Source organism: Serratia myotis, assembly GCF_027474885.1.
Taxonomy (GTDB): Bacteria; Pseudomonadota; Gammaproteobacteria; order Enterobacterales; family Enterobacteriaceae; genus Serratia; species Serratia proteamaculans.
The window spans coordinates 5,485,826-5,503,952 of sequence record NZ_CP099707.1; the positions used below are offsets into that span (position 1 = coordinate 5,485,826).

At 55.2% G+C, this 18,127-nt stretch carries 19 protein-coding genes; 8 read left to right on the plus strand and 11 right to left on the minus strand.

Translation table 11 applies throughout. From position 1 onward, the window contains the following. The first annotated feature begins 63 nt into the window (after positions 1 to 63). The 7 genes from pstC (at position 64) to NHG65_RS25790 (ending at position 6,038) form a co-directional block, all read left to right on the plus strand. The gene (pstC, locus tag NHG65_RS25760; RefSeq protein ID WP_085120121.1) at positions 64 to 1,020 is read left to right on the plus strand and encodes a phosphate ABC transporter permease PstC; all 957 of its coding nucleotides are present in this window, start codon (positions 64 to 66) and stop codon (positions 1,018 to 1,020) included. Between the two features lies 1 nt (position 1,021). Further along, the gene (gene pstA, locus NHG65_RS25765; protein WP_099064418.1) at positions 1,022 to 1,912 is read left to right on the plus strand and encodes a phosphate ABC transporter permease PstA; all 891 of its coding nucleotides are present in this window, start codon (positions 1,022 to 1,024) and stop codon (positions 1,910 to 1,912) included. A gap of 54 nt (positions 1,913 to 1,966) precedes the next feature. After that, positions 1,967 to 2,737, plus strand: coding sequence for a phosphate ABC transporter ATP-binding protein PstB (gene pstB, locus NHG65_RS25770; RefSeq protein WP_369804765.1), 771 nt, complete (start codon positions 1,967 to 1,969; stop codon positions 2,735 to 2,737). An 11-nt stretch (positions 2,738 to 2,748) separates the two neighbouring features. Beyond that, entirely contained in the window at positions 2,749 to 3,483 is a 735-nt protein-coding gene (gene phoU / locus NHG65_RS25775) for a phosphate signaling complex protein PhoU (RefSeq protein WP_085120124.1), read from the plus strand. 168 nt (positions 3,484 to 3,651) lie between these two features. Continuing rightward, positions 3,652 to 4,491: an ABC transporter substrate-binding protein gene (locus NHG65_RS25780; RefSeq protein ID WP_099064419.1), complete on the plus strand. Its 840-nt coding sequence runs from the start codon at positions 3,652 to 3,654 to the stop codon at positions 4,489 to 4,491. Between the two features lie 79 nt (positions 4,492 to 4,570). Then, positions 4,571 to 5,296: an amino acid ABC transporter permease gene (locus NHG65_RS25785; protein WP_499182803.1), complete on the plus strand. Its 726-nt coding sequence runs from the start codon at positions 4,571 to 4,573 to the stop codon at positions 5,294 to 5,296. Position 5,297: 1 nt separating this feature from the next. Then, the gene (locus NHG65_RS25790) at positions 5,298 to 6,038 is read left to right on the plus strand and encodes an amino acid ABC transporter permease (protein ID WP_099064421.1); all 741 of its coding nucleotides are present in this window, start codon (positions 5,298 to 5,300) and stop codon (positions 6,036 to 6,038) included. Here NHG65_RS25790 and yieH read toward each other — a convergent pair. Next, the gene (yieH, locus tag NHG65_RS25795; RefSeq protein WP_099064422.1) at positions 6,031 to 6,696 is read right to left on the minus strand and encodes a 6-phosphogluconate phosphatase; all 666 of its coding nucleotides are present in this window, start codon (positions 6,694 to 6,696) and stop codon (positions 6,031 to 6,033) included. The genes NHG65_RS25790 and yieH overlap by 8 nt on opposite strands. Before the next feature lie 224 nt (positions 6,697 to 6,920). Between yieH and NHG65_RS25800 the strand changes: the two genes are divergently transcribed. After that, positions 6,921 to 8,258: an NCS2 family permease gene (locus tag NHG65_RS25800; protein ID WP_099064423.1), complete on the plus strand. Its 1,338-nt coding sequence runs from the start codon at positions 6,921 to 6,923 to the stop codon at positions 8,256 to 8,258. Between the two features lie 240 nt (positions 8,259 to 8,498). Here NHG65_RS25800 and NHG65_RS25805 read toward each other — a convergent pair whose 3' ends face one another. From NHG65_RS25805 to rpmH, 10 genes are all read right to left on the minus strand, one after another. After that, positions 8,499 to 9,551 carry an alpha/beta hydrolase gene (locus NHG65_RS25805; protein ID WP_499182804.1) on the minus strand — a complete coding sequence of 351 codons (1,053 nt, stop codon included), beginning with the start codon at positions 9,549 to 9,551 and terminating at the stop codon, positions 8,499 to 8,501. A 94-nt stretch (positions 9,552 to 9,645) separates the two neighbouring features. Further along, positions 9,646 to 10,212, minus strand: a complete 567-nt coding sequence (locus NHG65_RS25810) for an NADPH-dependent FMN reductase (protein WP_099064425.1) — start codon at positions 10,210 to 10,212, stop codon at positions 9,646 to 9,648. 174 nt (positions 10,213 to 10,386) lie between these two features. After that, on the minus strand, positions 10,387 to 11,112 hold the full coding sequence (locus tag NHG65_RS25815; RefSeq protein WP_099064426.1) for a 4'-phosphopantetheinyl transferase family protein: 726 nt from the start codon (positions 11,110 to 11,112) through the stop codon (positions 10,387 to 10,389). A 96-nt stretch (positions 11,113 to 11,208) separates the two neighbouring features. Beyond that, positions 11,209 to 12,522, minus strand: coding sequence for a lysine N(6)-hydroxylase/L-ornithine N(5)-oxygenase family protein (locus NHG65_RS25820; protein ID WP_207978732.1), 1,314 nt, complete (start codon positions 12,520 to 12,522; stop codon positions 11,209 to 11,211). 120 nt (positions 12,523 to 12,642) lie between these two features. Then, positions 12,643 to 13,443 (minus strand): MBL fold metallo-hydrolase, encoded by an 801-nt coding sequence (locus NHG65_RS25825; protein ID WP_499182805.1) that lies wholly within the window; start codon positions 13,441 to 13,443, stop codon positions 12,643 to 12,645. Positions 13,444 to 13,599: 156 nt separating this feature from the next. Continuing rightward, positions 13,600 to 14,964: a tRNA uridine-5-carboxymethylaminomethyl(34) synthesis GTPase MnmE gene (gene mnmE / locus NHG65_RS25830; protein WP_219015039.1), complete on the minus strand. Its 1,365-nt coding sequence runs from the start codon at positions 14,962 to 14,964 to the stop codon at positions 13,600 to 13,602. Between the two features lie 101 nt (positions 14,965 to 15,065). Beyond that, positions 15,066 to 16,703, minus strand: a complete 1,638-nt coding sequence (gene yidC, locus NHG65_RS25835; RefSeq protein ID WP_085120151.1) for a membrane protein insertase YidC — start codon at positions 16,701 to 16,703, stop codon at positions 15,066 to 15,068. A 2-nt stretch (positions 16,704 to 16,705) separates the two neighbouring features. Continuing rightward, positions 16,706 to 16,963 (minus strand): membrane protein insertion efficiency factor YidD, encoded by a 258-nt coding sequence (gene yidD, locus NHG65_RS25840; RefSeq protein WP_012004505.1) that lies wholly within the window; start codon positions 16,961 to 16,963, stop codon positions 16,706 to 16,708. Then, positions 16,927 to 17,286 carry a ribonuclease P protein component gene (gene rnpA / locus NHG65_RS25845; RefSeq protein WP_025123954.1) on the minus strand — a complete coding sequence of 120 codons (360 nt, stop codon included), beginning with the start codon at positions 17,284 to 17,286 and terminating at the stop codon, positions 16,927 to 16,929. The genes yidD and rnpA overlap by 37 nt, the downstream gene beginning before the upstream one ends. 18 nt (positions 17,287 to 17,304) lie before the next feature. Further along, positions 17,305 to 17,445: a 50S ribosomal protein L34 gene (rpmH, locus tag NHG65_RS25850; RefSeq protein WP_003849659.1), complete on the minus strand. Its 141-nt coding sequence runs from the start codon at positions 17,443 to 17,445 to the stop codon at positions 17,305 to 17,307. Positions 17,446 to 18,127: the final 682 nt, after the last annotated feature.

Here is an 18,127-nt window from a genome sequence, read left to right on the forward strand (position 1 = left end):
CCACTCAGTTTTTCAGGGTCTGACCTATGTTGGGCCTGCCAGGGTTAAAACAGAGAGTGATCTATGGCTGAGTACAAGCCGACCATTAAAGCACCGAGTAAAAATGGTGACGTCATCTTCAGCGCGCTGGTTAAACTGGCAGCGCTGATTACCCTATTGTTGCTGGGCGGCATTATTGTTTCACTGATCTTCGCCTCCTGGCCGAGCATCCAGAAATTCGGTTTCTCCTTCCTGTGGACCAAAGAGTGGGACGCGCCTGCCGAGCAGTTCGGTGCGCTGGTGCCCATCTACGGCACCGTGGTCACCTCGTTGATTGCACTGATTATCGCCGTGCCCGTCAGCTTTGGTATTGCGCTGTTCCTGACCGAGCTGGCGCCAAACTGGCTGCGACGCCCACTGGGCATCGCCATTGAGCTGCTGGCGGCGATCCCGAGTATCGTTTACGGCATGTGGGGTCTGTTCGTGTTCGCCCCGCTGTTTGCCGAATATTTCCAAACTCCGGTTGGCGACGTGCTGTCCGGCATTCCGATTGTCGGTGAGCTGTTCTCTGGCCCGGCGTTTGGTATTGGTATTCTGGCTGCCGGGGTGATCCTGGCGATTATGATTATTCCTTACATTGCTGCCGTAATGCGCGACGTGTTCGAGCAGACCCCGGTGATGATGAAAGAGTCGGCCTACGGCATCGGCTGCACCACCTGGGAAGTGATCTGGCGTATCGTGCTGCCGTTTACCAAGAATGGCGTGATTGGCGGTGTGATGTTGGGGTTGGGCCGTGCGCTGGGGGAAACCATGGCGGTGACCTTCATCATCGGTAACACCTACCAGCTCGACAGCGTCTCGCTGTATATGCCGGGTAACAGTATCACCTCTGCGCTGGCCAACGAATTCGCCGAAGCGGAATCTGGGGTGCACACCGCAGCGTTGATGGAGCTGGGTCTGATTCTGTTTGTTATCACCTTTATCGTCCTGGCGCTGTCGAAGTTGATGGTCATGCGTCTGGCCAAGAAGGAGGGACGCTAACGTGGCGACTATGGAAATGCAAAACAACCTGGCGCTGTTGGAAAGCCGTCGCAAAATGCAGGCCTGGCGCCGTCAGAAAAACCGACTGGCGCTGTTCATGTCGATGGCGACCATGGTGTTTGGCTTGTTCTGGCTGGTGTGGATCCTGTTCTCCACGGTGACCAAAGGCATCGACGGCATGTCGCTGGCGTTGTTCACCGAAATGACCCCACCACCGAACACTGCCGGCGGCGGCCTGGCTAACGCCATTGCCGGTAGCGGGTTATTGATCATGTGGGCGACGATATTCGGCACGCCGCTGGGCATCATGGCCGGCATTTACCTGGCGGAATACGGCCGTAAATCCTGGCTGGCGGAAATCATCCGTTTTATTAACGACATTCTGTTATCGGCACCGTCGATCGTCGTGGGCTTGTTCGTGTACACCATCGTGGTGGCGAAGATGCAGCACTTCTCCGGCTGGGCTGGGATCATTGCACTGGCGCTGTTGCAGGTGCCGATCGTGATCCGTACCACCGAAAACATGCTGAAACTGGTGCCGGATACGCTGCGTGAGGCGGCTTACGCGCTGGGTACACCGAAATGGCGCATGATTTCCGCCATCACGTTGAAGGCCTCGGTTTCCGGCATTATCACCGGCGTACTGCTGGCGATTGCACGTATCGCCGGGGAAACCGCACCGTTGCTGTTTACCTCGCTGTCGAATCAGTTCTGGAGCACCGATCTGATGCAGCCGATCGCCAACCTGCCGGTGACCATTTTCAAATTCGCCATGAGCCCGTTCGCCGAATGGCAAGAACTGGCCTGGGCAGGGGTGTTGTTGATTACCCTGTGCGTATTGGTCCTGAATATCTTGGCGCGTGTGGTTTTCGCCAAGCAAAAGCATTCATAAAATTTTGAGCGCGGCCCTGGCGGCGCTGATGAAAAGAGAGAAGTCTTGATGAGTATGGTTACTGACGCTTCCAGCAGCAAAATTCAGGTACGCGATCTGAACTTCTACTATGGCAAATTCCATGCGCTGAAAAACATCACGCTGGATATCGCCAAGAACAAGGTCACCGCGTTTATCGGTCCATCCGGCTGCGGCAAATCAACCCTGCTGCGCACCTTCAACAAGATGTATCAGCTATACCCCGAGCAGCGTGCCGAAGGCGGCATCCTGCTGGATGGGCAGAACATTCTGACCGACAACTCGGATATCGCCCTGCTGCGTGCCAAGGTTGGCATGGTGTTCCAGAAGCCGACGCCGTTCCCGATGTCGATTTACGACAACATCGCTTTCGGTGTGCGTCTGTTTGAAAAGCTGTCGCGTGCCGACATGGATGAGCGCGTGCAGTGGGCTCTGACCAAGGCAGCGCTGTGGAACGAAACCAAGGACAAGCTGCACCAGAGCGGTTACAGCCTGTCCGGCGGCCAGCAGCAGCGCCTGTGTATCGCCCGCGGCATTGCGATTCGTCCGGACGTATTATTGCTGGATGAACCCTGCTCGGCGCTGGATCCGATTTCCACCGGTAAAATTGAAGAGCTGATCAGCGAGCTGAAGTCTGACTACACCGTGGTGATCGTAACTCACAACATGCAGCAGGCGGCGCGTTGCTCGGACTCCACGGCATTTATGTATCTGGGCGAACTGATCGAGTTCAGTGATACTGATACCCTGTTCACCGCGCCACAGAAAAAACAGACCGAAGACTACATCACTGGCCGTTATGGTTGATAGGATGCATCATGGATAACCTGAATTTAAATAAACACATTTCCGGCCAGTTCAACGCAGAACTTGAGCACATCCGCACCCAGGTGTTGACCATGGGCGGGCTGGTGGAACAGCAACTGACCGACGCCATTACCGCGATGCATAACCAGGACGGTGAGTTGGCCAAGCGGGTGATCGAGGGCGATGCCAAGGTCAACATGATGGAAGTGGCGATCGACGAAGCCTGCGTGCGGATCATCGCCAAACGCCAGCCGACCGCCAGTGACCTGCGCCTGGTGATGGCGATCATCAAAACCATCTCCGAACTGGAACGTATCGGCGACGTGGCAGATAAGATTTGCCGTACCGCGCTGGAGAAGTTCTCGCATCAGCACCAGCCACTGTTGGTTAGCCTGGAGTCGCTGGGGCGTCATACCGTGCAGATGCTGCATGACGTGCTGGACGCCTTCGCGCGTATGGATTTGGATGAAGCGATCCGAATTTACCGCGAAGACAGAAAGGTCGACCAGGAATATGAAGGCATCGTACGTCAGCTGATGACTTACATGATGGAAGACACGCGCACCATTCCCAGCGTGCTGACTGCATTGTTCTGCGCCCGTTCGATCGAGCGTATCGGAGATCGTTGCCAGAACATTTGCGAATTTATCTTCTACTTCGTCAAAGGTCAGGACTTCCGTCATATTGGCGGCGATGCGCTGGAAAAGCTGTTGTCGTCCGACGGTAAAGACGAGAAAAAAGAGTAATTCTCCCCACGAGTTACCCTCCAAAGGCGCAGAAAACTGCGCCTTTATGCTGTTTAAAACCCCTAAAGATAAAAAGGTTATAAATATAGCTTTTTATATTATTTCCTGACCTAATCGGGTCTTGCTAGCGTAGCAGCCAGCAGGACATCAACCCCTTAGGAGCAACTCATGAAACATCGCGTTTTGGCCTTAACTTTGTTAGCCAGCCTGACCAGCCTCGCCACCGGTGCCGCGCATGCGGACAAACTCGACGACATCAAGAAAGCCGGCGTAGTGCGTATCGCGGTGTTCGACAGTAATCCTCCGTTCGGTTATATCGATCCGCAAAGCAAAAAGTTGGTGGGTTATGACGTTGATGTGGCCGATGCGATCGGCAAAGCGCTGGGTGTGAAGGTGGAGCTGCGAGCCACCAATCCTGCCAACCGTATTCCTTTGTTGGTGTCGAAAAAGGTCGATTTGATCGCCGCCAACTTCACCATTACTGACGAGCGCGCCAAGGAAGTGAACTTCAGCGTGCCGTACTTCGCCACCGGCCAGAAATTTATCGCCCATAAAGGCGTGCTGAAAACCCCGGAAGATATCAAAAAACTGCGCATTGGCGCGGACAAGGGCACGGTGCAGGAAATTACCCTGCGTGAACATTATCCGACGGCCAAAGTGATCTCTTACGACGACACACCGCTGGCGTTCGTGGCGCTGCGTAACGGCAACGTTCAGGCGATCACCCAGGATGATGCCAAACTGGTGGGCCTGCTAGGCAACCTGCCGGCGGCGCAGAAGGCTGATTTCGAGATCTCGCCGTTCAGCATTACCAAAGAGTACCAGGGGGTCGGTATTCCCAAAGGCGAAGATCGCCTGACCGCCAGCGTGAATGACACGCTGATTAAACTGGAAAAAGACGGCGAAGCGGTGAAGATCTACGATCGCTGGTTTGGCCCGGAAACCAAAACCGCGCAGCCACGCGGCAATTTCACCATCGCACCCCTGGATCAACAGCCGAAAGCCTGATCCGCGAGGGCTGTGAGGTGTGAACGGAGGGGCGCAGCTTGCTGCGCCCCTGGCGCATTCTGCAATACAAGGATTTAGCATGCATCTGCAAAAACTCTCAGACTGGCTGCTGGCGCCGCAGTATCTGAGCTGGCTATGGCAGGGTTTCCTGCTGACGCTGTGGCTTTCCGCCTGCGCGAGCCTGGCCGCCACGCTGTTGGGGTTTTTACTGACGGCAATGCGTGACAGCCGCCTGTGGGGACTGCGCTGGCTGGCGGTGGGGTACAGTTCGTTGTTTCGTAATACGCCATTGCTGGTGCAGCTGTTCTTCTGGTATTTCGCCGCCGGGCAGATCCTGCCTTCTGCCGCTATGCAGTGGCTGAACACTTCACATCAAATCGGCCCGCTAGAGTGGCCGTCGTTCGAGTTTCTCGCCGGCTTTTTCGGCCTGACGCTGTACTCCAGTGCATTTATCGCCGAAGAGATCCGCTCTGGCATCCGTGGCGTCGCCGGCGGGCAAAAATATGCGGCCAACGCGCTGGGATTAACCGGCTGGCAGGCCATGCGTTATGTGGTGCTGCCGCAGGCGCTGAAAATCGCCATGCCACCGCTGCTGGGTCAGTATATGAACGTGATAAAAAACTCCTCGCTGACCATGGCGATCGGCGTTGCCGAACTGTCCTATGCTTCGCGTCAGGTAGAAACCGAGACGCTGCGCACCTTCCAGGCGTTTGGTGTGGCGACGTTGCTGTACATTGCCATTATTGCGTTGCTGGAAGGCTGGGGCATGTGGCGACAGCAGCGTAAACCGCTGAGAGGGCATTAAGATGGATTTCAGCGTCATTTACGACAACCTGGGCTATCTGTTGTGGGGCACCTGGCCGGACGGACCGCTGGGGGGCGCCGCGCTGACGTTGGCGATCAGCCTGATGGCCGGTGTGGCTTCGGCCATTCTCGGCACGCTGTTAGGCGTGGCACTGGCGATGTCGAGCGGCGTCGCTGCCGGATTACTGGCCATGCTGCTGGGCTTCTTCCGCGCCATCCCGGTGATCATGCTGATTTTCTGGACCTATTTTCTGCTGCCGATGGTTTTTGGCGTGGATATTCCGGAAATTACTACCGTAGTTTGCGCATTGGCGTTGATCGCCTCGGCCTATCTGGCTCATGCGGTGAAGGCGGGAATTGCCGCCATCGGCCCGGGCCAGTGGCAAGCGGGTTTATCACTGGGGTTAACCCGCTGGCAGACGCTGCGGATGATCGTATTGCCCCAGGCGCTGCGCATGATGGTGCCTTCGTTTATCAACCAGTGGATTTCGTTGATCAAGGACACTTCGCTGGCCTATATCGTCGGTGTCGGTGAGCTGACCTTTCTGGCAACCCAGGTCAACAACCGCAGCATGGTGTACCCGATGGAGGTGTTCCTGTTTATCGCCCTGGTGTACTTCGTTTTTTGTCTGGCGCTGGATCTGCTGGCCAATGCGGTCAATCGCCGCTTTAGCCCGCAGACCCGGGCGTTGAAACGCTCATGGCGCTGGTGGCGTAACAAACCGCCGTTGCCGGCTAGTTAGTCAACTGCCAGCCACGTTCACGCCACAACGCAGGTAATTGCGCCAGGCTGTCGAATGCGGTGACCAGGGGATGGTCGATCGGTTTATTGTGCGGATCGGCACAGAAGTAAAATACCGGGATACCCGCAGCGATCCCGGCCTGCGCCCCGGCGGCGGAGTCGTCCACCAGGATGCAACGCTCCACCGGTACCTGCATTTTTTCGGCGGCGTGAAACACGATAGCCGGATCCGGTTTCCAGCGCTGGATGTCATAGCCGCTGAACAACCGGTCATCAAAATAGTGCAGCATGTCGGTCAGGCCGAGCGAGTGCTGCATTTTGCTGACCGGGCCGTTAGACACGGTACACATAGGGACTGACACCTGTGCCAGCAGTTCACGCGCACCGGTAATCTGCTGCAATTCGCTGTCGAACAGACGGGCCACTTCCTGGCGGTATAACGGCTCCAGTTCTTCCTTCGGCAAGGCGACTCCGTGCTCCGCATTAACCTGTTCGATAATCTCGTACAGCTTCACCCCCTTGTACTTTCTGAACACCTCGTCCAGCGAAAGGTGAATGCCATAGTGGGCAAACATGTGCACGTAGGCTTTGCTGCACAGCACTTCGCTGTCCACCAGCGTGCCGTCGCAATCAAACAAAATACAGTCAATCTGCTTCATCAGGGGCCGTGTCCTTAGGTTATGCGGTGATAATGCCACTTTAACCGCATCAGGCAGGATTGCGACCCCAGAATCACGGTTTACCGATCAATCTCAGTAAATACAATCTGTTGGGGGTTTTAGCCGTAAAGACGGCGAAAAAAAGCTGTGAGCGGCGTCAAAACCCTGACTTTTTGTTATAGGATAGCCAGCGACTCTCCATTCCCTTCTTCGGAATTCTGATAATGAGCAAACAAGTCACTGGCCTTGACGTTGAGCAAGGCTTGCTTGGGCGTGTGTTTAAACTCAAGCAACATGGCACTACGGCGCGTACGGAAACGATTGCCGGTATTACTACCTTTTTGACCATGGTGTATATCGTGTTCGTTAACCCGCAAATTTTGGGCGCGGCGGGTATGGATACGCAGGCGGTGTTTGTAACCACCTGTCTGATTGCCGCTTTTGGCAGTATTTTGATGGGCCTGCTGGCGAACCTGCCGGTGGCACTGGCGCCGGCAATGGGCCTCAATGCGTTCTTCGCCTTTGTGGTGGTGGGCGCGATGGGGATTTCATGGCAGATCGGCATGGGGGCCATCTTCTGGGGCGCGGTCGGTTTATTGCTGTTGACCATTTTCCGCGTCCGCTACTGGATGATTGCCAATATCCCCATGAGTTTGCGGGTGGGGATCACCAGCGGTATCGGCCTGTTTATCGGCATGATGGGGCTGAAAAATGCCGGCATTGTGGTGGCTAACCCGGATACGCTGGTGACCATCGGTAGCCTGACCTCGCACAATGTGCTGCTGGGCGCGCTGGGCTTCTTTATTATTGCCGTGCTGTCCTCCCGTAACTTCCATGCGGCGGTGCTGGTTTCCATCGTGGTGACCACCCTGATCGGCTGGGCATTGGGCGATGTGAAATACGGCGGCGTGTTCTCGATGCCACCCAACATTACCTCGGTAGTGGGCCAGGTTGATCTGGCGGGGGCGTTGAACATTGGCCTGGCGGGGGTGATTTTCTCCTTTATGCTGGTGAACCTGTTCGACTCCTCCGGCACCCTGATTGGCGTGACCGACAAGGCCGGTCTGACCGATGCAACGGGCAAGTTCCCACGCATGAAGCAGGCGTTGTACGTGGACAGCATCAGTTCGGTGGCCGGCTCCTTTGTCGGTACCTCCTCCGTGACGGCCTACATTGAAAGCTCTGCCGGGGTTTCCGTCGGCGGCCGTACCGGTCTGACCGCGGTGGTGACCGGGATCCTGTTCCTGCTGGTGATTTTCCTGTCGCCGCTGGCGGGCATGGTGCCGGCTTACGCCGCTGCCGGTGCGTTGATCTACGTGGGCGTGCTGATGACATCCAGCCTGGCGCGGGTTAAGTGGGATGACCTGACCGAAGCGGTACCGGCGTTTGTGACGGCGGTGATGATGCCGTTCAGCTTCTCGATTACCGAAGGTATCGCACTCGGCTTTATTTCTTACTGCGTCATGAAGTTGGGTACCGGCCGCTGGCGTGAAATCAGCCCATGCGTGGTGGTTGTCGCGCTACTGTTTGTGCTGAAGATTGTTTTTGTAGACGGTCATTAATGCGAATAGGGCCGACAAACGTCGGCCCTGGGTTTGCTTTTAGCCTGAGATACTCGGGCCTAGCGCACCGAGGGGCCATTATGGGACACATCCGTGTGTCCCACCCTCCGGGCCGACTGAAAGTCGTTCCAATTTGCTCCCGGCAAATTGGTCGGCAGCTGAAGCTGCTACGACCCCTTCGGCACGCTCTCCCTAATAATCAACTTTCTCATAGCCTGCAAGTCAATGCGCGTAGTCACATCAGGCACCCGGCGTTGCGTCGGGCGCCTGATGCAGCATCCACTGCAACGGCCGTTTGAAACGTGCCTGCCAGCCGCCATCGGGGTTCTCACCCTGGGCAAAATGCAAAGCCTCTACCTGATTATTCTCACTGAACAGATTGGCGAAGTGCATCGCCAACGCCTGATCGCTGAAATTTTGCCGATCGTAGTACGCCACCACCAGCCGCTTATGGGTTGCCAGCGATTGCTGTGCCTGTTTGATCTCGCCATTAGGGGCGATCAGCATCGCTCCGGCATAAAGTTGTGGGTACTTGGCCAGCAGATTGGCAGCATGCAGTGCGCCCTGACCACGAGCGGTAAGGTAGACCTGTTGAGGGTTGAGCTTTAATTCTTTGGTTAGCGGCTGCAAAGCCCGCTGAATTGCGCTCTGAGTGCTTTCATCACTGTAATTTGACCAACGGAAACAGTTTTCTGACAGCATCTGGGTGCCGTTGATCTCAACATAGGCGACGCCGATCTCACTGAAAAACAGGCGCTCTTCAGGCGTGATACCGGCGCTTTTGCCATAGGCGTGCAGATACACCACCGTTGGCCAGCCTCCGGGTGGAGGGGGACCGTCCGGTATGGCGTAGCTGGCTTTGCCTTCGAACCAATGCGCATGTTGCAGATAGCGCGCTTTGGTTATCGCCAGAATCGACTGATAGGTGCTGCTGTGTTGGATGTTGTTGAAGGCGTCGTCCTCCAACAGATTGTAGTAATACCACAACCCGCGATCGGCGCTCAGTTGCAGATAACGCTCTGCCAATTCGGTCTGGCCCTTTTCTGCTGAGGAGGCCGCCAACTGGTAAGGTGCCCATACGTTACGGCCATCTTCACGCATCAGCGTCAGATACAACGACATGGCGGCGATCTTTTTATCTTCCTGGCTCTGTGCGGTGCGGGGTAACTGGGTGCTAAGCGGGCTATGTACCGGCAGCTCGATCGGCTCTTCTCCGGCGGGATAATGCATTTCTGTGGCTAGTAGTGGTCTGGTGATGAAAGCCAGTAATATGGCTAAAATAAAAAAATACATAATTTAATGACTTTATTTTTAATGGGTTGGCGATTTTTTTCTCATGATAATGACGCCATCAGTCAATTTTTGCTGAAGGCGTCAAAAAAGACATTTATTTCAGACGACGGATGTAATCGCTGAAGGCGGACAGCTGCCCCGTCAGGAAGTCCAGCGTACCCTGGTCATTCAATTCTTCCGTCTGCGCGTCCACTTTATTCTGGATCACGCCACCCATAAATTCTGGTTTGTTCATCACCATTGCGTCGAGGAACACCAGGATCTGGCGCAGGTGATACTGGCAGCGTGCGCCACCAATTGGCCCCATTGAGCTGGTCTGAATAGCCACTGGCTTACCGGCCAAGGGTTGATTTGGCAGACGGGAAAGCCAGTCGATGGCGTTCTTCAATCCGCCCGGCACCGAATAGTTATATTCCGGGGTTACGATGATCACGCCGTCAGCCTGGCGGATTTGTTCGGCAATGGCTTCCACCGCGGCGGGGAAACCTTCTCCCTGCTGCATATCGGCATCGTACAGCGGGATATCACGGATAGAGGGGAGTGCTTCGATGGTAACACCTTGTGGGGCAAGGCCGGGTAAGGCACGGGCGACCATCGCGTTGTAAGAGCCTTTACGTAAACTGCCGAGCAGGGTGACGATTTTTAATGCTTGGTCTGACATGGTGATTCTCCCTTTCGAATGAACAGATTCAGCTTAGAACACCCGAAGATAGTAGGGCAAGAAGGGCAGTGAGAATAGATGATTGCTGAATATTTAGCTGACTTTGCGGTTTTATGCAGAAATTTATCCGTTAAAGAAAGTTTTATCTTACGGATCCGTCATTAATCGCCGATGTCAGCGGTGGAGTGCCAGACTGGTTAATTTCACAAAGCGGGTGGAGATGGCTGGGGTTCGCGGGGAGATTTCGCCGTGCTTCTGCAGGCCTTTATCCGCTTCGTATTGCCAACAGATTAAGCGCTCAAGGCTGGGTTCACGCGCACAAGCCCAACTCAGGTATTCATCGGCATCGCTCATCACATGGACCTGGGGGGTGATACTGGAGCGCAGATGGCCGGAAAAAGGATGCAGCAGCAGCGTCGACTGCCCGCTATTACCCAGGCCGGAAAGTTTTAGCACGCTCTGGCGGATACTCCACAGCTGGGTTTCTGCCTCCAGTCGATCGTATTGCGCACTGATCCAGGCGCTTTCGGCCGGCGTTTGGTATTGGTGCTGCCGCTCTTTATGCTGCCCGCCGCGGGCGCGCATGACTTCAATATCCAGCCCTACCTTGCCTTCCTGGCTGAGCAAGACCCCCACCGTATCGCTGGCATAGGCCAGGCTGAAATCGGGCAGGTGATTGTCGACGAAACAGGGGCGGCCGGTTGGGGTGGTGGCGATAGAGGGTAATACCGGCAGCCCATAAAGATAGAACATCATCTCAGCGAGCAGGATGCGCCCCTGCAGGAAGCGCTGGCGGCGTTTAACGGAAAAAGAAGCGGTCGCAGCAACCACGTCTGCGGAGAGTCTCCGGGTATCCAGTGCGGTGGATGTGGGGATCCATCGGGCAAAATGACACGCCATTATTCACTCCATGACAGAGGGGCAGCAGAAAACGCAGGGGGGTTAGATTAAGCATAAGTCGCGGATTTATCATTAAAAAACAGTATGCGTTTTATCCTATTTATCTTCCTGTTCAATATTATTGTCCGGTGCCGCGTCACTCCACCATTGGATCATTGATGCGTTAGGCGTCAAATCAAAATGGGGTTTACCGAGGAGATGATTGAGAATGCGGGCAGAGCGCCAGGCCATCAGGCTGAGCCCACCCTCGGCGCTGCCGTGACTATGTATACCGGCATTCACCGCATAAATACGATTCTGTTCAGGTCCTTGCCACTCAAGGTTAAAATCCGGCAGCAGCGGCAAATGCTGCTGATCGTCAAAGGGAATGCGCGGCAACAGGGGTTTTAGACAGGATGGGAGCGAAGGGCGGTAACCTGTCGCTAAAATAACGATGTCGGCATGAAATCCTTCCTGGCGATTTTCCAAACCGTGGCGGGTACGCAGCTGGTAGCCCTTATCCGTCGGTTCGATTGCCAGCAGCGTGCGGTGCGGCAAAAGACGGACATTGCGTGGCTGATGCATGACATCGAAACGCATGTATAACTCTCGGTACAGCGTGCGCAGCGTATGATTGCTGATACCGTCGGCAGGCAGTTTCTGTGTCCTGATTTCGCGTTCGCGAATATCCTGCGGCAGCGTATAAAAATAATCGACGTATTCCGGGGTGAAATATTCATTGGTGAAAGCGGACTCGTCCAGCGGTTGGAAGTTCGGGCGGCGGGAAATCCAATCCAGTTGCGCCGGTTCTCCCCAGTGACCGCGCAGCGCGTTCAGGAAAATATCTGCACCGCTTTGACCCCCCCCAACTACGGCCACCCGTTTACCCGTCAGGTCTGGATTGCGAATGGCTATTTCGGCGGCATGCAGACAATTCTCTCCCAGCGCCGGGTAAAACTCTGCCGGTAACCAGGGGTCATGGCCGGTACCCAGGCAAATATTCTTCGCCCACAGGGTCTGGTTGAGGGTGCGTACCTCGAACAACTGCTGGTCATCGTCAAAATCAATACTTTCAACCGACTGCGAAAACTGTAGCCCATCTAATCTATCACAGGCCCAACTCAGGTAGTCCGAGAACTCTTCACGGCTGATAATTTGCTGTTCGGTGATCAAAAAACGATAAATTTTTTTCTGCTCGACCAGGTAATTGATAAAGGAGAATTGGCTGCGGGGTGTCACCGCTGTGACCAGATCCTGCAGCACATAGGTCTGCATATAGGCAGAAGGCAATAGCATGCCGGGATGCCAACGGAAGCTGGCGTTTCGATCGAGGAAGGTATAATTGAGGGCACCACTTTCATAGGCCAGGGCGGCCAGGCTGAGGTTGAAAGGGCCAAGGCCGATACCCAGTAAATCCAGTGGTTCATTCATTTTTCTTATCTCTCCCGACAAAAATCGCTGAGATAAGCTTAGGTGATTTTTGGCAAGCCAGGGGAGATAGCGGACCCCGTTCAGGGGGATGGCGGTAAAACTAATGTACTTGTTAGCGTTTTATTCCAGAACGAAAGTGTCTCCCGTCGCCGGTGATATCATCTCCGGCAGCCACAGCCGTCCCCATGTGCCGGTACAATGGCATCCCATGATCTTATCCGGTTTTTGCTGACTCAGAAAATGCCTGACCTGCCATAACAGGCGCGGTGAGGCGCAGCGCAGGTGGAAACCGCCGATCAACGCATGGATCTTATTGATCCCGGTGATCTTTTGGCAATGACGCACGATGTTAATGATCCCACGATGCCCACAGCCGGTAATAATAATCAGCCCACGATCGGACTTATAAATCAGCACACCCTCGTCGCTAACGTAATCCACCGCCTCCGTTTTGCCACTGATTACGCCATAGGCCTTTGGCTCGGCAACCACGATTTCTCCGGACCAGATAAAACGTTCGCTGATATGCAGTGGTTCACTGCTGTACTCCATTTGATGCCGTGAGTAATCGATATCCAGCGATAATTTTTTGATTTTCCGGGTTTTACCCAGCAGTTTCACTGCCGAATAGCGTTCATTGGCGATGTGCGGATGGCAGATGATACGGCTGTTATCGGCTAACCAGGGGACGCCACCGCAGTGGTCATAATGGCCATGTGACAGCAGCGTCGCGGTTAACCCGGACAGATCGACGCCCATCAGCTCTGCGTTATGCAGGAAACTGTCATCAGGGCCGGTATCGAACAAAACCGAGTCCGTTTCATCCTGAATCAACAGGCTTAGGCCGGCTTTCACCCGCAGCGATGGGTCCACGCCTGCGGCACGCCGATTTTCCAGTAACACCCTGAGGGTTAATGCCATGCTTGCTCTTTCCTGAGAGGGGATCCCTTGTCGCTCAGTATATCGCGCTGGCCCTGAAGGGTGCTGTGACCGGCCGCTCAGGCATCAATCACCGAGAGCAGGTAAAAAATTTACCCGCTCTGGCGGAGAAAGCCGGCATCGGCGGTATTTGATGGCTTACTTGCCGATGCAGAAGCTGGAGAAGATGCGTCCCAGCAGGTCATCGGAGGTGAATTCGCCGGTGATTTCACTCAGCGCTTGCTGGGCCAGGCGTAATTCCTCGGCCAACAGCTCCCCCGCGTAAGCGCTCACTAACTGTTCTTTGCCCTCGACCAGATGCTGGGCCGCTTGTTCCAGCGCTTGCAGGTGGCGACGGCGGGCCAGGAAGCCGCCCTCCATATTACTGGTGAAGCCCATGCTCTGCTTCAGGTGGTCGCGCAGCAGATCGATGCCCTCACCGGTACGCGCCGACAGGCGAATAAGTGAGTGACCATTTACTTCGGTCATACCCAGCGTTTCACCAGTGATGTCGGCTTTATTACGTACCACGGTGATCGGCAGACGGTGCGGCAGACGCGCCATAAATTCTGGCCAAATCTCCGCCGGTTCGGTGGCCGCAGTGGTGGTGCCATCGACCATAAACAGCACGCGGTCGGCTTGTTCGATCTCATTCCACGCACGTTCGATGCCGATGCGCTCCACTTCGTCGATGGCTTCACGTAGGCCGGCGGTGTCGATGATGTGCAACGGCATGCCGTCGATGTGAATATGTTCACGCAGAACGTCACGGGTCGTCCCGGCAATATCGGTAACGATGGCTGCCTCTCGGCCAGCTAACGCGTTCAGCAGGCTGGATTTACCGGCGTTTGGTCGCCCGGCGATCACTACCTTCATTCCTTCACGCAGCAGGCTGCCCTGGCGCGCTTCGGCGCGTACGTTGTCCAGATCGGCCATGACGCCATTGAGCTGCGCTTCGATTTTACCGTCAGACAGGAAGTCGATTTCTTCATCGGGGAAGTCGATGGCCGCTTCCACGTAGATCCGCAGGTGAGTAAGTGCTTCCACAAGCTGGTGGATGCGGGTGGAAAAAGCCCCCTGCAGCGAGTTCATGGCTGAGCGGGCTGCCTGCTCGGAACTGGCGTCGATCAGGTCGGCAATCGCCTCGGCCTGTGCCAGATCCAGCTTGTCATTGAGGAATGCACGTTCGGAAAACTCGCCGGGCCGCGCGATACGCATGCCGGGAAGCGCCAGTACGCGTTTGAGCAGCAGATCGAGGATCACCGGGCCGCCGTGGCCTTGCAGTTCCAGCACGTCTTCGCCGGTAAACGAATTGGGCCCCGGGAACCACAGCGCAATGCCCTGATCGAGAGTCGCACCCTCTGCATCACGGAATGGCAGATAATCGGCGTAACGCGGCTTCGGTAGCTTACCGAGCAGGGCCTGGGCCACGTCTTTGGCGCCACGGCCGGAAATACGCAGAATGCCGACGCCGCCGCGTCCCGGCGGAGTGGCTTGGGCTACGATGGTATCGGTGGTGCTCATAGTGACTCTCTCTGACAATTCAATATGCAAAAAGGCGGTCTTAATGACCGCCTCTTATCTATCGCTGCAAGGGTTCAGCGCGCCGAACCCCTACAATACGCTTAGGTCTTTTTCTTGTCGCGGCTGTGTAAGCCACGTTTTTCCAGGCCGCGGTAAATCAACTGCTGCTGGATGATGGTCACCAGGTTACTGACGATGTAGTACAGCACCAGACCGGACGGGAACCACAGGAAGAACACTGTGAAGATCACCGGCATAAAGGTCATGATTTTCTGCTGCATCGGGTCAGTCACGGTGGTCGGCGACATCTTCTGGATGAAGAACATCGTCACGCCCATCAGGATTGGCAAGATGTAGTACGGGTCTTGCGCCGACAGGTCATGGATCCACAGGGCGAACGGCGCATGGCGCAGCTCAACCGAGCCCATCAACATGTAGTACAGCGCCAGGAAGATTGGCATCTGGATAACCAGCGGCAGACAACCCCCCAACGGATTCACTTTCTCAGACTTGTACAGCGCCATCATCTCTTGGCTCATGCGCTGTTTGTCATCACCGATACGCTCACGCATCGCCTGCAGTTTAGGCTGCAGCATGCGCATTTTCGCCATCGAGGTGTACTGCGCTTTGGTCAGCGGGTACATGATGCCACGCACGATGAAGGTGATGATGATAATTGAGAAGCCCCAGTTACCGATAAAGCCGTGGATGAACTTCAGCAGTTTGAACAGCGGCTGGGAGATGAACCACAACCAACCGTAATCCACGGTCAGGTCCAGATGCGGCGCCAGTTGGGCCATCTGATCCTGCAGCTCCGGGCCAACCCACAGGGTCGCGTTCAGTTGTTGCTGCGCACCAGGCTGCACTACTACCGGAGTAGATTTGAAGCCGATGGTGGACAGGTTGTCGCCAGGCTTGGCGGTATAGAAGGTATTGCTACCCTGAGTTGCCGGTACCCAGGCGGTGGCGAAGTATTGTTGCAGCATCGCAACCCAACCGCCCTGCGTGGTCACACTCAGGTTCTCGTCCTTATCGAACGCATACTTCTGATATTTGTCATCGCTGGAAGAGTACGCCGCGCCACGGAAGGTGTGCAGGGCGAAGTTGTTGCTGCCGGTGTCACGGTGCTTAGGCAGCTCGGTGGTCTGCTTCAGTTGGCCGAACAGGGTCAGTTCCAGCGGAGTGGTGCTTTTGTTGTCGACGTTGTAGTCAACGCCAACCGCGTAATGGTTACGCTTGAGCACGAAAGTCTTGGTGTAGATGGCACCGTCTTTACCGGTAAAGGTCAGCGGAATGCGCAGCTCTTCCTGGCCTTCCGGCAGGGTGTAGCTGTCCTGCGCCGCCTGGAACAGAGGACGTTCGCCGTTTGCCGGGTTATCCGGACCGTTTCTGCCGGTCAGGCCGCTTTGCGCCTGATAAACAAATGACGGTGTGGTTTCCAGCAATTGGAATGGCGTCGATGAACCCAGAGTGTCCGGGTAGGCCAACAGTTTAGCCTGCTCGATATCACCACCACGGGTGTTGATGGTCAGCGACAGCACGTCAGTGTTAACGGTAATCAGTTTACCCTGGCCACTGGCTGGAACTGCTGAGCTTGCGGCATCACCGGTAGCAGTGTTCGAAGTCTGTTGCGTGGTCTGCGCGACTGGTTGCGGAGCATTGTCCGTTTGCCAGGCTTGCCAGATCATGAAAGACACGAACAGCAGAGCGATGAGGAGAAGATTGCGTTGCGAATCCATCGTTAGTGTTCTCTGTTATCGTCGGGTTTCGGCGGCACGGGATCATCGCCACCTGGGTTCAAGGGGTGGCATTTTAATACGCGTTTCAATGCTAACCAACTGCCTTTTATCATGCCAAACCTGCTTAATGCCTCAATTGCGTAATGAGAGCATGTCGGCTGGAAGCGACAACGAGGCCCAAGCAGCGGACTGATGACGAGCTGGTAAGCCCGCACCAGCCCGATCAGGATGCGGGAGCCTGGCGACAGTGGCGACGCCATAATTTTTCCAAAGCTTCCGTCAGCGCGCGGTTATCCAAATCCGCTATCCCTTTTTTGGCCACCACGACAAAATCCATCGCCGGTAACTCGTGCTGAAGTAAACGGAAGCTTTCGCGGGTTAGGCGTTTGATCCGGTTGCGTTCATGCGCGCGTTTGACGTGTTTTTTGGCGACGGTAAGACCGATGCGGGGATGCCCCAGCTGGTTCAGGCGGCCGAGGATGGTGATTTGCGGCGTGCCAGCCCGTTGTGGCTGCTGGAAGACGAAAGTGAAGTGAGTGGGAGTTAACAAACGTAACTCCCTGGGAAAAGCTAGCTTAACCACTCAGCGGGTTAGCTTTTATTACTTAGAAACAGTCAGACGAGAACGGCCTTTCGCACGACGGCGGGCCAGAACTTGACGACCATTCTTGGTTGCCATACGAGCACGGAAACCGTGGCTACGGTTACGCTTCAATACGGACGGTTGGAAAGTGCGTTTCATGGCGATTTCTACCTAAACTTAAAATAATTACTGATCAGTAAACGCGTTTGGCTATTCGGCGTGAAGACGACCGACGCCTCAATCGCAATATATAAAGAGGCGGGATTGTAATAATTGTACAGTCCTGAGTCAATTCACATTGCGCTAGCCTACCTGGTTGTCTGCCAATTCGGAGTAAAATCCGGTATTGGCCCGTGGTCACCGCAGAATCCTGTCTGGTTAATGACACACCATTTAGGAACCAGGTACACACGTAGGGCGAAGATTATACGGACTCGGAGGTAAATCGCAAGGATCCCGATGCGATCCTTCGGGGGAAAAGCAAGGATCTTGCGTGGATAACAGGGTATAACCGGTTGACAATGTAAAAAATCCCTTTCCCCACGCGGGATTTTGCCTGCAATTTAACGAGACTGGCGAAAAGATCGCCGCAGGCCGGGGCCTGTGGATAAAATGGATCTAATCTGTGATGAAGGGGAGGATCTCTTGCGCGGATTGCGCTATGATCCGTCATTCCGATCGCGATCTCTCAAGCGGGGATCGTGAGGGACATAAACCGTGAAAGGCGGTTCGCATCCCCCACAGGCAAACAGCCGATGCCGGGTATGTGTCAAAAATCATGAGTTATAAAAAATTAGCCTGATTCTTTTCTTTTATTGATCTTGTTCGAGTGGAGTCCGCC